The organism is Luteimonas sp. BLCC-B24 (assembly GCF_028550595.1).
Classification (GTDB): domain Bacteria; phylum Pseudomonadota; class Gammaproteobacteria; order Xanthomonadales; family Xanthomonadaceae; genus Luteimonas.
Window position 1 is genome coordinate 30543 of the sequence record NZ_JAQQGN010000002.1, and the last position, 13489, is coordinate 44031.

Annotated in this window: 11 protein-coding genes; 4 read left to right on the forward strand and 7 right to left on the reverse strand. The window is 71.1% G+C overall.

Features of this window, described 5'->3' with window-relative positions; genetic code table 11:
• Positions 1–83: 83 nt before the first annotated feature.
• Genes fmt through PQS31_RS04490 form a run of 3 tightly spaced genes read left to right on the forward strand, consistent with a single transcriptional unit; the run spans position 84 to position 3174 of the window.
• Positions 84–1010 carry a methionyl-tRNA formyltransferase gene (gene fmt / locus PQS31_RS04480; protein WP_272761478.1) on the forward strand — a complete coding sequence of 309 codons (927 nt, stop codon included), beginning with the start codon at positions 84–86 and terminating at the stop codon, positions 1008–1010.
• A 1-nt stretch (position 1011) separates the two neighbouring features.
• Positions 1012–2307, forward strand: coding sequence for a 16S rRNA (cytosine(967)-C(5))-methyltransferase RsmB (gene rsmB, locus PQS31_RS04485; protein WP_272761479.1), 1296 nt, complete (start codon positions 1012–1014; stop codon positions 2305–2307).
• Positions 2308–2340: 33 nt separating this feature from the next.
• Positions 2341–3174 (forward strand): glycosyltransferase family 2 protein, encoded by an 834-nt coding sequence (locus tag PQS31_RS04490; RefSeq protein WP_272761480.1) that lies wholly within the window; start codon positions 2341–2343, stop codon positions 3172–3174.
• Between the two features lie 207 nt (positions 3175–3381).
• Here PQS31_RS04490 and PQS31_RS04495 read toward each other — a convergent pair whose 3' ends face one another.
• Positions 3382–4146, reverse strand: a complete 765-nt coding sequence (locus PQS31_RS04495) for a glycosyltransferase family 2 protein (protein WP_272761481.1) — start codon at positions 4144–4146, stop codon at positions 3382–3384.
• A 96-nt stretch (positions 4147–4242) separates the two neighbouring features.
• Here PQS31_RS04495 and PQS31_RS04500 point away from each other — a divergent pair, with 96 nt between their 5' ends.
• Complete coding sequence (locus tag PQS31_RS04500) at positions 4243–5175, forward strand: glycosyltransferase family 2 protein (RefSeq protein ID WP_272761482.1); 933 nt, start codon at positions 4243–4245, stop codon at positions 5173–5175.
• On the opposite strand, the gene PQS31_RS04505 is transcribed toward PQS31_RS04500, so the two are convergent.
• The 6 genes from PQS31_RS04505 to PQS31_RS04530 form a co-directional block, all read right to left on the reverse strand.
• Entirely contained in the window at positions 5172–6419 is a 1248-nt protein-coding gene (locus PQS31_RS04505) for a PepSY-associated TM helix domain-containing protein (RefSeq protein WP_272761483.1), read from the reverse strand. The genes PQS31_RS04500 and PQS31_RS04505 overlap by 4 nt on opposite strands.
• 8 nt (positions 6420–6427) lie before the next feature.
• Positions 6428–8557, reverse strand: a complete 2130-nt coding sequence (locus PQS31_RS04510) for a TonB-dependent receptor (protein WP_272761484.1) — start codon at positions 8555–8557, stop codon at positions 6428–6430.
• 71 nt (positions 8558–8628) lie between these two features.
• Positions 8629–10170, reverse strand: coding sequence for a PH domain-containing protein (locus PQS31_RS04515; protein WP_272761485.1), 1542 nt, complete (start codon positions 10168–10170; stop codon positions 8629–8631).
• Positions 10157–10738: a PH domain-containing protein gene (locus tag PQS31_RS04520; protein WP_272761486.1), complete on the reverse strand. Its 582-nt coding sequence runs from the start codon at positions 10736–10738 to the stop codon at positions 10157–10159. Before PQS31_RS04520 ends, PQS31_RS04515 begins: the two co-directional genes overlap by 14 nt.
• A 10-nt stretch (positions 10739–10748) precedes the next feature.
• Positions 10749–11669 (reverse strand): lauroyl acyltransferase, encoded by a 921-nt coding sequence (locus PQS31_RS04525; RefSeq protein ID WP_272761487.1) that lies wholly within the window; start codon positions 11667–11669, stop codon positions 10749–10751.
• 937 nt (positions 11670–12606) lie between these two features.
• A complete protein-coding gene (locus PQS31_RS04530; RefSeq protein ID WP_272761488.1) occupies positions 12607–13473 on the reverse strand; it encodes an outer membrane protein assembly factor BamD in 867 nt (288 codons plus the stop codon).
• Between the last annotated feature and the right edge of the window lie 16 nt (positions 13474–13489).

Here is a 13489-nt window from a genome sequence, read left to right on the forward strand (position 1 = left end):
GGATCCACGGCTCGCATCCGGACCCCTCCGCTCGCCTCGGCCCGCTCTCTCGAATCCCCAATCCCGAATCCCGAATCCCCACCATGAGAATCGTCTTCGCCGGCACGCCCGAGTTCGCCGTGCCCTCGCTGCTGGCTGCCGATGCGCGCAACGAGGTGGTCGCGGTCTACACCCAGCCCGATCGACCCGCCGGCCGCGGCCGCGCACTGACCGCCTCGCCGGTCAAGCAGGCCGCGCTGGAACGCGGCCTCGCGGTACGTCAGCCCGAAACGCTGAAAGGGGCCGACGTGCAGGATGCGTTGCGTGCGCTGGCGCCGGACCTGATGGTCGTCGTCGCCTACGGGCTGCTGTTGCCGCAGGCGGTGCTCGACATCCCGACGTTCGGCTGCTGGAACGTCCACGCCTCGCTGCTGCCGCGCTGGCGCGGCGCGGCGCCGATCCAGCGCGCCATCCAGGCCGGTGATACCCAGACCGGCGTCTGCCTGATGCAGATGGAGAAAGGGCTCGACACCGGTCCGGTGCTGCTGCGCGAGGCCACGCCGATCACGGCGACGGATACCGGCGGCACGCTGCACGACCGCCTCGCCGGCATGGGTGCACAGGTGCTGGCCGACGGTCTGGGCCTGCTGCGCGCCGGCATGCGTCCGCTGGCCGAGCCCCAGGACGAGGCCGGCGCCACCTATGCGCGCAAGCTGGAGAAGGCCGAAGCGCGTCTGGACTGGTCGCGGCCGGCGCGCGAACTGGCCGATACGGTGCGCGCGTTCGACCCCTGGCCCGTGGCCGAGGCCGAGGTCGCCGGCGAGCGGCTGCGCATCCATGCCGCGAGCCCCCTGGCGCTGGCGCACGGACAGGCCCCGGGCACGGTGCTGTTCGCCGGGCGCAACGGGATCGACGTCGCCTGTGGCGACGGCGCACTGCGGCTGCAGCGCGTGCAGCGCGCCGGCGGCCGGGCGATCGACGTCGCCGACTACCTCAACGCGCGCAGCGATCTGCGCAGCGCGGGCGCCTGACGTGGATCACGGCGCACAGGCCCGGCTGGTCGCCGCACGCGTCATCGACGCGGTGCTGCATCACGGGCGCTCGCTGAAGGCCGAACTCGCAGCCGCGCTGGCCGGCATCGGCGACGTGCGCGACCGCGCCCTGGTCGAGGCGATGGCGTTCGCCGCGATCCGGCACCACGGCCGCTATGCCGCCGCGCTGTCGCGCTGGATGCCGCGGCCGCCCGGCGCGCGCGATGCGCCGTTGCGCGCGCTGCTCTACGCCGGCTTCGCCCAGCTCGATCCGATGGGCCTGCCGGCGCACGCCGCGCTCAACGCCACCGTGGACGCGGCGCGTCTGCTCGGCCGCGCACACCAGGCCAATCTGGTGAACGCGCTGCTGCGGCGGGCGCAGAAGGACGGCCTGCCGTCCGGATCCGCCGAGGCCGCGTGGCCGGCGTGGCTGCTCGCCGAAGTGCGCGCCGACTGGCCCCGCGATGCCGACGCCATCCTCACCGCCAGCGCCGCCGCGGCGCCGCAGTGGCTGCGGGTCAACGCGCGGCGCGGCACACGCGATGCCTATTACACGCGACTGGTCCAGGCCGGCCTGCAGGCCGAGGTGCCGGACGCCATGCCCGAGGCCTTGCGCCTCGCCGCACCGGTGCCGGTGGATGCGCTGCCGGGCTTCGCCGACGGTGACGTGTCGATCCAGGACGGCGCCGCGCAACGCGTGGCCGACGCCCTGCGGCCCGCGTCCGGCGCGCGCGTGCTCGACGCCTGCGCCGCGCCGGGTGGCAAGAGCGCGCATCTGCTGGAACGCGATCCCGCGCGGCGCCTGCTGGCGATCGACATCGCCGCGCCGCGTGTCGCGCGCATCGAGCAGACCTTCGCGCGCCTGGGCATCGGCGCGCAGGCCCGGGTGCGCACCGCCGACGCGCTCGATCTCGCGCGCTGGTGGGACGGCGCGCCGTTCGATGCCGTGCTGCTGGACGCGCCGTGCTCGGCCACCGGGATCGTGCGCCGCCAGCCCGACGTGCTGCTGCACCGCCGGCCGAAGGATCTCGATGCGCTGGTCGCACTGCAGGCGCAGTTGCTCGATGCGCTGGCGACGGTGCTCGCACCCGGCGGCGTGCTGCTGTATGCCACGTGTTCGATCCTGCGGCGTGAGAACGCCGCGCAGGTGGAGGCCTTCCTCGCGCGCCATCCTGCGTTCGCGCTCGAACCGCTCGATGCCCGCTTCGGCCGTGACACCGGCGCCGGTCACCAGCGCCTGCCGGGCGAGGACGGCATGGACGGCTTTTTCTACGCCCGCCTGGTCCGCGCGCGATAGGGGCGCCCCGCGGGCGCGGGTAGAATCACGACCATGTCGACGCCCGCCGCCAGCCTGATCATCAGCGCCTACAACAACGCCGACTGGCTGCAGCGGTGCCTGTGGGGCTATGCGCATCAGGACCGCACCGACTTCGAGGTCATCGTGACCGATGACGGGTCGGGCCCGGCCCTGGCCGCACTGCTCGAGCGCATGGCGGCGTCGTTGCCGTTCCCGGTGCGCCACGTCTGGCACGAGGATGCGGGCTTCCGCAAATGCACCATCCTCAACCGGGGCATCGAACAGGCGCGCAGCGACTATCTGATTTTCTCCGACGGCGACTGCGTGCCGCGCGCGGATTTCGTCAGCCAGCATCTGCGCCTGCGCGAGCCCGGGCGGTATCTGGGGGGCGGCTATTGCAAGCTGCCGATGGACGTCAGCCTGAAGATCGACGAGGACGTCATCGCGCGCGGCCTGCACACCGATCTCGACTGGCTCAAGGCCCAGGGCCTGCCGCGCAAGAAGCGCTCATTGAAACTCTGGGCGCGCCCGGGCTGGCGCGAGCGCCTGCTCAATGCGACGACGCCGACACCGCCGCGCTGGGCCGGCAACAACGCCTCGGGCTGGAAGGCCGACCTCGTGCGTGTCAACGGCTTCGACGAGCGCATGAGTTACGGCGGCGAGGATCTCGAACTCGGCGAGCGGCTCGCCAATGCCGGCGTCACCGGCAAGCAGATCCGGTTCTCGGCGGTGTGCATCCATCTCGATCACGCGCGTGGCTATGTGAAGCCCGAGATGAAGGCCGCCAACCAGGCTATACGCGATGCGGTGAAGGCCGGACGCCTGACCTGGACCGAGTACGGACTGGTGCACGGGCCGAGGGCCTGAGGGCGAGCCAAGGGGCAGCGCGCGCGTGCGCATGATGTGGCGTCGGGGAGGCCCTTCGCGCGCACGCGCGCTCCTGCGGTGTGCGCGCGCAGATCGCGCAGGTCGTTCCGCGCGGCGTTTGCGTCGTCGGCCGGTCGACGGGGCGGGGCCAGCTGACGCACAGCGCGCGGTCTGGGCTCCTACGGATGCCTCGAGCAGGCTGATCGCTCAGGACATCGCGCGCAGGCGACGGTATTTTTCCAGCACGTAAACGGCCTGCGCCCTGTGGAAGCGCCAGCCGGGCGCGCCGTCGAGCAACGCGCCGCGCAGCAGGTACTGCTTGAGCAGATAGGCGGCCGCGTGCAGCGGGCCGTCGAGCGCGTTGGCACGTTTGCCCGCGTCGCGCCGCTGCTCGGCCCACAGCGCGGCGTACTTCGACAGCTTGGCCACGTGTTCGGCATGGCTGCGCGAGGTGTCGTGCTCGAAGTCGGCGTCGAGCGTCGCGATCGTTTTGCCTGCGAGATCCGGCCGTTCGTGCACCTGCGACGGCAGGTAGCGCCAGCCGGCGCGGACCAGCCGCTCCATCGGCTCGCCCCCGCGCAGGCGATGGCCGAGGAACCAGTTGCGGCGGGTCAGCAGCCAGGCGTCGGCGGTCTCGACGCGGCCCTGTGCGAACAGGGCGCGGATCTTGGTCTCGGTGCCCGGCGCCAGCCATTCGTCGGCGTCGAGCAGCAGCAGCCACGCGTGCGCAGCCAGCGTATTGGCGAAGGTCTTCTGCGCCGCGTAGCCCAGCCAGTCCTGGTGCACGACGCGCGCGCCGTGGGCGGTGGCGACCGCGACGGTGTCGTCGGTCGAGCCGGAATCCACGACGATGATCTCCGCGCACAGGCCGCGCATCGAATCGAGGCAGCGGCCGATGCGGTCACCCTCGTTCTTCGTGATGACGACGCCGGAGATCGGCAGCGGGGCGGTGGCGGGTGCGGGCGTCGACATGCCGCGATTGTCGCCGATCGCGCGCGTGGCGTCCGGGCACGGCGGGACGCGTTGTTATGATGCCGGCGCCGCATGCGCGGCGTCGCCCCGATGTCCATGACCGCGTCCGTCCGCCCCACCGTCAGCGTGCTCGTCTCGAGCTACAACTACGCCGCGTTCGTCGTCGAGGCGATCGAGTCGGTGCTCGCGCAGACCGAGCCGGCGCTGGAGATCATCATCGTCGACGACGGCTCGCGCGACGGCTCGCCCGAACTGCTGCGCCGCCACTACGGCGACCATCCGCGGATCACGCTGATCGAGCAGGCCAACGGCGGCCAGCTGCAGGCCTGGATCACCGGATTCGCGCAGGCGCGCGGCGATATCGTCGCGTTGCTCGATTCCGACGACCGCTGGAACCCCGACTACCTGCAGCGCATCGTCGACGTCTACGCCGCGCGGCCCGAGGTCGATTTCGTCTACACGAACATGCAGCTGTTCGGCGATCTCGACAAACCCATGTTCAAGCCCGGCCCGGATCGCGACCTGGGCCTGTCGATCCTGCTCAACGCCTACTACCACCGCTTCCAGGGCGCGGCGACCTCGGCGCTGAGCCTGCGCAGCGCGCTGATGGCGCGCCTGCTGGCCCTGCCGCCGGAGCGCGCCGCCGACTGGCTGTCGCGTCCGGACGACTGCATCGTCTACGGCGCCGACATCCTCGGTGCGCACAAGGTGTATCTGTCCGACCCCCTGGTCGGTCACCGCGAACACGGCAGCAACGCGCTCAAGTCCTTCGGGCCGTCGCCGCTGCGCGTGTACCGGCACGTCGTCGGCAGCGAACGCATGCTGGAGTTCTATCGCCGGCAGGCGGGCATCACGCCGCGCTGGCTGCGCATGGCCAAGGCCGAGTTCCGTACCAAGCCGGCACCCACGTTCTGGGAGCTGCGCGCCTACAGCTGGCTGCTGTTCCAGGCCCCGATGCCGCTCACCAAGCGCATCGAGCACTGGGTCGGCATGCTGTCGCACTACCTGAAGGCCGCGCGCGCGCGTTAGGCGGCCCGCAGCGCGGCGGCGAGCAGCCACGCCCATACGCCCAACAGCGCGATCCACACCCAGCGCCAGCGCGCCATGCCCGCCCACACCTGGCGCCAAGGGCGCTGCACAGGCGTGTGACCCTGGCGGCGCGCGAGCGAGCGCAGCGCATCGGAGACGCGCAGGCCGTAGAGATGGACGCCGGTGACGCACAGCGTGGTCAGCAGCACGCCCGATACGCACCACAGCCAGCGCACCGGCCAGCCGCCGAAGGTGCCGAAGTGCAGAGGATCGGCCATTTCGGAAATGCGCTGGTGCGGCCCCATGTCACGGCCGTCGCGCTGCCCGGTGAAGCCATCGCGGTCGAGGTCGACGCCGACCGCGTTGGCGCGGTCGCGCACCAGCCAGGCCTCGGCCTGGCCGTCGATCCGCAAGCTGCGTGCGCTGACCTCGTGCAGGCCACGGACCTGCAACCCGGGCCAGTGCCGTGCGAGCGCCGCCACCGCGCGATCGATCGCGGCCGCATCGGCGGGGGCGTCGGGTACGTCCGCCGCAGGCAGTTCGATCTTCGCCGCGGGCGCGGCATCGCCGCCCAGCGATTCCACCAGATACCAGCCGCCGGTCAGCGCGATCAGGGCGATGAACCACAGGCTCCAGACACCCGCCAGCCGGTGCACGTCGCCCCACAGCCGGCGCGGGCGGTCGGGGCGTGGCCAGGTCAGGAAGCCGCGCCACCAGCGCTTGTAGATGTACAGACTGCTGATCAGGCTGAGCAGCAACGGCAGCGCCAGTGCCGAGACGAGGGGCACGCCGATCTCGAGCGGCAGCATCAGATGGCGATGGGTATTGCGCAGGATGCGCTGGGCATTGAACCAGGTCGTGTCGCCGGTCACCCGGCCGCTGTAGGGGTCCACCCAGACGAAGCGGCGCGTGCCGTCAGGCAGGCGCATCACCGCACGCGCGGCGAAACGCGAGGCATGCGCGGCCGACACCGATTCCAGCCGCCACTGCGGATAGGCGCGCTGCACGGCCGCGATCATTTCGCCCCAGCTCGCGCGCTGCGCGGTGGGCGTCACCCGCGCTTCGGGAAACGCCAGCCAGTCGATCTCCTGCGACACCGTCGCCAGCGTGCCGGTCAGACAGACGAACGTCATGAAGAGCGACAGCTTCAGGCCGATCCAGCTGTGCAGGTCGAACCACAGGCGACGCCGAGCGCCGTCAGTCGAGGGCGCGCCGGGCGCGCGCGCGGGCAGGGCGGCGGACACGGCGGCGGTCAGAACGTGTACGCGGCCTGCAGGTACACCCGCCGCGGCTCGCCCGGGAAGTGCCCGTTACGCGCGATGAAGCCGCTGGCCGCATAGACCCGGTCGAAGACGTTCTTGACGTTGGCCTGGAATTTCCAGTGCCGCCAATGCGTCTGCCAGCTCAGGTCGAACACGGCGTAGGGCTTCACCCGCTGGCCGTCGAGGCTGACGCGCTCGCCGATGTAGTCGAGGCCGACACCGAGTGCCGAGGCCAGTGCCGGAATGTCGTGCCGCGACCACAGGCCCAGCGCGTGGCGCGGCGCGTTGGCGAAGCGGTCGCCGGACGCGTTGACGATGCCGTTGGTGCCGGCGTCGATCACCCGCGCGTCGTTCCAGGCGTAGGCGAGGTTGAGCACCCAGTGTTCGGTGACGTCGGCCAGCAGATCGATTTCCAGTCCATCGCTGCGCACCAGGCCCAGCGGCGCCAGCTGGTTGACCCCGTCCACCACCGCGCCGGTCGCCTGCACGATGTTGCTGCGTTCGATGCGATACAACGCGGTGCCGAGGCTCATGCGTCCGTCGGCGAGTTCGGTCTTCAGGCCGGCTTCCCACTGCCGGCTGCGCTCGGCGTCGAAGGGGCCGCCGGCGGCCGGGTCCTGGCTGGCCGTGGCCTGGGGGAGGAAGCCGCTGGCGACGTTGGCGTAGGCGTTGACGCCTTCGGCGAGCGCATAGGTGCTGCCCAGCCGCCAGCTGAGATCGTGCCCGTCGACCGTGCGGCCGGTCACGCGGTCCTCGTCCTCGAACGCGTCCCAGCGCAGGCCGGCGAGCACGCGCCAGCGCGGCGTCAGCACGAGCTCGTCCTGCACGTAGCCGCCGTAGCGCAGCCCGCGCGTGCGCGTGGTCCGCCACGGCAGCCCGTCGAGACCGTAGTCGAACCAGCCGCTGCGCCCGTAGACCGGCGCGACGAGATCGATGCCCGGCACCGGACCCGCCCCGCGGGCGAGGTCGGCGCTGTTGGCGGTCTGCGCGGCGAAGTCGGCATCCAGTCGATAGCCGTCGGCGCCGATCAGCAGCGTGTGTTCGACCGCGCCGGTGGCGAAGCGCCAGACCGCATTGCCCGCGACGGTCAGGCCGGTGTTGTCGCGGATCTGGTTGCGCAACTGCCGGGTCATCCATTCGGCGGTGCCGTCGCGATCGCGGTCGATCAGCCCCATCGGCTCGTGATAGACCTGATGCTCGCTGTTCTCGAACGCGCGCGCGGCGAGGTCGACGTCCAGGTGCGCGGAAGGCGAACTCCGGTACTGCACCAGCGCGACGCGGGCGTCCATGTCGAGGAAGTCGGTGGCCTCGTTGTGATTCCAGCGCCGGTCGGTGAGGAACGTGCCGGCGTCGTTCACCGGCACGCCGCGCAGGCGATTGCCGCCGAGGTTCTGGGTGATGTCGGTGACCTGCAGGATGAGTTCGCCGGTCTGTCCGACATCGAAGGCCAGCGAGGCATCGCCGATCCGGCTCTCGCTGTCGGCGTTCCAGCGCACGCCGGCATCGCCGTCGGCGTGCAGCCCGAGGCGGTAGTGCACGCCCGGGGCGAGCGGGCCGGTGGCCTCGAACGCGCCGGCCGCATGGTCGGCGTTACCGGTCGCCAGTTCGATCCGGCGCCGTGCCTGACGCTGCGGCTTGCGGGTGACGTAATTGATGATGCCGCCGGGTTCGCCGCCGCCGTACAGCGCGCCGGCCGGACCCTTGAGCACCTCGACCCGGTCGATGTTGAACAGCTGGGGCACCGAAAAGCCGGCATAGGGGTCGCCGCGCAACCCGTCGTAAAGCACGTTTTCCTGGCGAAAGCCACGCAACGTGACGCCGGCATAGCTGAAGACGCTGATGCCGCTGATGCTGCGGTAGAGGTCGGCGACGTCCTGGGCGGCCTGGTCGTCGATCAGCTCGCGCGGCAGCACCTGCACCGACTGCGGAACCTGCGACAGCGGCGTGTCGGTCCGCGTGCCCACTGCGGCGTCGTCGCGGCGGTACAGGCTCTGCGCGCGGCCGACCACGTGCAGGGTGTCGAGTTCGGTCGGCGCGGGCGCGTCCTGCGCGGCGGCGGTGAAGGCCGGCAGGCAGAGCGTGGCGGCGATGGCGAGACAGACGGCGGTGCGGACGGGCATTGCGGGCAACCGGGACAGGATGCCGCGCATGATAATCAATCTCATTCACGAGCGCAGCGCTCAGCCTCGCATCACCACCTCAGCGGCCGTCGCGCGATCGCGGCCGCCAACTGCGCATGGATCCGCGCGGCGTCGTCGACCGGCAGGTAACGCAGGCGCAGCGGCGGGGCCAGCGCGCCCGCGCCGGCGGTGTCCAGCCACACCGAGGCCATGCCGAAGCCGCGGTCCAGCGGCGAGCGGCGCAGTTCCACCGCCTGCAGCTTGCCGATCTCGGCCACCCGCCAGTGCCGGCTCCACCAGCCCTCGCGCACGGCCACCAGCGCGTCGTCCACCGCGTAGCCGGCGCGCGCGGCATGGCGGCGGGCGACGAATGCCGACCACGGCAGCCACAGCAGGCCCAGCGCCCCCCACCACTGGAAGAACCACGCCAGCACACCGCACAGCAGCGCGGTCAGCACCACATCGCCCAGGAGCAGCCGCAGCCAGGCACGCGCATGCAACGGGCGCCACTCGGCAGGCGGCCAGGCCGGCAGGGCAGCGACGTCGCGCAGGATCGCGTCGCAGGTCACGGGGGGCGCGATCGGGGCCAGCGCATCCAGGCCGCGCTGCCCGTTCGCATTGCCCTGGCCGTCGCCGGCGCGTGCGCTGGCGGTGTCGATCTCCAGCGTGCGCCGCGCGAACAGCCGATGCAGCAGGCTTTCGCGCAGCGTCCAGGCCTGGATGCGCCGTCGCGGCACGCTGCTGCGCGACCGGCTCAGCAGGCCGCGTTCCACGGTCAGCCGGCGGCCCTGCCGTTGCAGGCGGAAGCCGTGATAGCGGACCACCGCGAGCACGACGGAAAACGCGCGAATCAGGGCCAGCGCGACGGCGACGAAGGCCGCGAGCACCAGCCCCTTGGCGAGCCAGGTCGTGGCGAAGCCGCTCGCATAGCCGAAAGCCTCGCGGCCACCCTCGACCAGCCAGCGGCCCATCGTGCGCTCGGGCAGGACCTGGAACGACAGCGCCACGGCGCCGGCGACCACGATCATGCCGCGGTTGGAGATCAGCCCCAGCTTCACGACCTCGATCGTCGACAGCGCCAGCAACGTGGTGCCGGCCGGGGCCACGGGCGCCGCGCCGTCGGCGGCGGCCGGCGTCGGCTCGCTGCTGCGATCGCGGATCAACTGTTCCAGCGCCAGCGCCTCGGGCAGCCGGAGCACGCGCATCTCGGCTTCGGGCTTGGTGCCGCCGGCTGATTCCAACCGCACTTCGGCCACGCCGATCAGCCGGTGCAGCAGCGACTGGTGGATCGCCACGTTGTGGATGCGCGAGTACGGAATCTGCCGCACGCTGCGCTCGAGCAGGCCGCTGCGCACGACCAGGCGGTCGTCGGCGATGCGATAGCGGAACGTCAGGTACTGCCAGATCGACACCGCCACCAGCGCGCCGACGCCGAGCATCGGCAACCACCACGGATACCCATCGTCGCGCCGGCCCCCGGCGAACAGCAGCACCGCCAGCGGCACGATGAACTGGCGCAGGTTCTGCAGCAGCACGAACAGCCAGGAGCCTGGATGCAGCCGACGCTCGGCCTCCGCCGGCAGCAGCGCGGGCGTCGCGTCAGGCGTCGTCATGGGCGTCGTCGCGGGCGGCGCGCGCGGCCAGCGCATCACGCAGGCGTTCGGCCTCGGCGTGGTCGAGACCGCTGACCGACACCGCGCTGTTCCGCGTGCCTGCCGTGTGCACGATCAGCGTGGACAGACCGAAGGCGCGCTCGAGCGGGCCACGGCGGATGTCGAGATGCTGCACGCGCGACCCGGGCACGCGGGTGTCGCTGCGCCACATGTGGCCGCGACGGATGCCGAAACCGTCGTCGTCGAGCCGCCAGCGTGTACGCAGCCAGCGGCGGCGCGCGATCCACACCGTCCACGCCGGAATCAGCACCAGCGCGGTGCCGGCGGCCGCGAACGCCAGCGGCGTGCGCCCGCTGGCGAGCACGCCGATGCCGAGCGCGATCGTCAGCGGCACCAGGGTGCCGATCAGGGTCGACAGCGTGGCCGCCGTGCGTGCGCGCACCGGCAACGGTTGCCAGACGTCGGTTTCCACCTGCGGCGCGTCGGGCTGCAGCTCCGCTGCGGGCCGTGGCGGCAGCGGTGGAGGCAGGGGCGGCGTGCCCATGTCGGCGGCATCGGATCCGGTCATCGGCGCGAACTCATCGGCGGCGTTCCAGGTCGAGGTAGGGGTTGTCGTCGCCGGAGCCCGACGGCCGCGCCTTGTAGCGCTTGTAGGTCCACTGGTACTGCGCGGGATCGCGACGCGCGATGTGTTCGACGCCGGCGTTGAGCGCCGCGGCGGCGCGCTGCGGATCGGCGTCGGCGATGCCCGCGGGTGCGGCTTCGATGCGCAATGCGAAATCCGGCCCGTCGCCGATGCGCTCGCACCAGGCGAACAGCACCTCGGCGCCGGTGCGCTCGGCCAGGCGCGAAACCAGGGTCATCGTCAGCGCCGGCAGGCCGAAGAACGGCGCGAACACGCCGTCGCCGGCCTTGGGCTGCTGGTCGGGGAGGATGCCGACGACACCGCCGTCCTTGAGCGTCTTCCACAACTGGCGCACGGCCGGCCCTTCCGCCCGGACCTGGCGCACGCGGTCGGGGCCGCCGGCGCGGGCGAGGCGCAGAAAGGCCTCGCCGACCTTCGAATCGGGCGCCCGGTAGAGAATCGAGATCGGCGTGCGCGCAGCCAGCCACTGGTTGAGCAGTTCCCAGTTGCCGTGATGCGGCGCGACGACGATCAGCCCGCGACCCGAGGCCAGGGCCGCATCGAACAGGCCGACGCCGTGCTGCTCGCGGATCAGTCGCAGGTTGCGCGCATGCGGGCGCGTCCACAGGCGCAGCGTTTCCAGCGTCTGCAGCGCGGTCATGCGCAGGATCGCGCGCTGCAATGCGGCGCGTTCGTCGGGCGAGAGTTCGGGATAGGCGAGCTCGAGATTGCGCAGCGCGACGCGGCTTTCGCGACTGCCGGTGACGCGCCCGAGGGCGGCGACCGCCGAGGCGATCGCGCGCTGCACCGGGGCGGGCAATGCGCCGACGAGCGTTGCCAGCAGATAAAGGAGGCGAGCGACGAGGTCCTGCATGCGGGGAAGTCTATAGGGGCGTCGCGTGGGTGGGGATGCGGTCGGGATCACGATGGCGCTGCCCGGCGCCGGGACGGGTGCTCGGTTCTTGTTGCGCTGCAGTTGCCATTGCTCGGCTTCGGCTCGGCTCGGCTTGGCTTCGGCTTGGCTTCGGCTTGGCTTCGGCTTTGCCGTTGCGTTGCCTTTGCCTTTTGCTTTGGCTTTGGCTTTGGCTTTGGCTTCCAGCGTTTGACGTTCGAGCCGTAAAGCGAGCCGAGCATCGCAGGGCAGCGGGGTCGAAGAGCAGCCCATGTTTGAGCGCAGCGAGTTTGGGCTGCGGGCCCCGCTGCCCGAGAAGCGCAGGGGCCCGCCGCGGCTGTATCGCGGCGGATCGCGTCCGGCGAAGGGACTTTTTGGTTCCTTTTTGGTCCTTCAAAAAGGAACTCGCACGCGTCGCGGGCGAAAGCCGTGCACTTGCATTGCTTCGCTTCGTTCACCCGCTGGCGCCCGATTCCAGTGATTCGCGAACAACAGAGCTTCCGCGCTGTTCGCGCGGCTTACTTTTGTCTTGTCAAAAGTAAGCAAAACCGCCATCGCCGGACGCGAGCCGACGCGGCTGCGCCGCGCCGGTCCCCTGTGCTCCTCGCCTGACGCGGCACGCAGCCCAAACTCGCTTCGCTCAAACATGGGCTGCTCTTCGGCCACGTCAGGCTCCGGTGCTCGGCTCGCTTTACGGCTCGACACGTCAAACGCTGAAAGCCACAGCCACAGCCACAGCCACAGCCACAGCCACAGCCAGGGGCAGAGGCAAGGCCAAGCCAAAGTCAATCAACGGCCGGACACGCGGCTGGTAAAAGCTTCGACGCGCACGCGTGGCAGCCACGGCGCAAGCGGTCCAAACCCCATACAGCAGAACGCCGCCCGAAGGCGGCGTCCCGGAAGCTCGTCAACCAGACCCTCAGTCGCGCGCGGTGTCGATCGCGGTGCGCTCGGTGGCGAAGGGGTTCAGGCGGCGGATCTTCCACGGCTCGTTCGGCCAGTTGCCGCTGAGGAACGGGTGACCCGGCTCGTTCTGCTGCAACACCCGGCGTGCATCCGCGGCCAGCGCCTCGTTGCCGAGACCGTCGTAGGCCGCCGCGAGCAGGGCGACCGCGTCGTTCTGGTATTCGCTCTGCGGATAGGTCTCGAGCAGATAGGTCGCGCGCTGCGCGGCGGCGACGTTGGCACCGCGGCGCAGGTAGTACAGGCCGGTTTCGATCTCGTGGCGGGCGAAGGTGTTGCGCAGCGACACCATGCGCTGGCGCGCATCGGCGGCGTAGCGGCTGTTCGGATAGCGGTCGACGACCGTGTTGAAATCGGCGTAGGCCTGGTTCGGCGAGGCCAGGTCGCGGCGGCTGCTGTCCAAGCTCCACACCCGCTGCAGGAACACCGTGTCGCGGTTGGCGTTGGTCAACCCGCGCAGGTAATACATGTACGGGATGTGGCGGTGCGTCGGGTAGGTCCGGATGAAGCGGTCGATGGCCGAGACCGCTTCCTCGTTGTTGCCCATCTTGTACTGCGCGTACGCGGTCTCGATCAGGGCCTGCTCGGTGTACGGACCGTAGGGATACTGGGCGACGAGACGGCGGAAGGTGTTGGCGGCGTTGTTCCAGTTGCCGCGGCGCATCGACTGGTGCCCCCGGTCGTAGAGCTCGCTGACCGGCACGCCTTCATTCGCGTCGTCGCGGGTGTTGCCGCGCGAGCAGCCGGTCGCGACCAGCGCCGCCAGCACCACGAGAATCAGGCCACGGGCCAGGCGGAACGACGTTACGGAGCGTGGGGTCATGAGGACATTGGGCGTC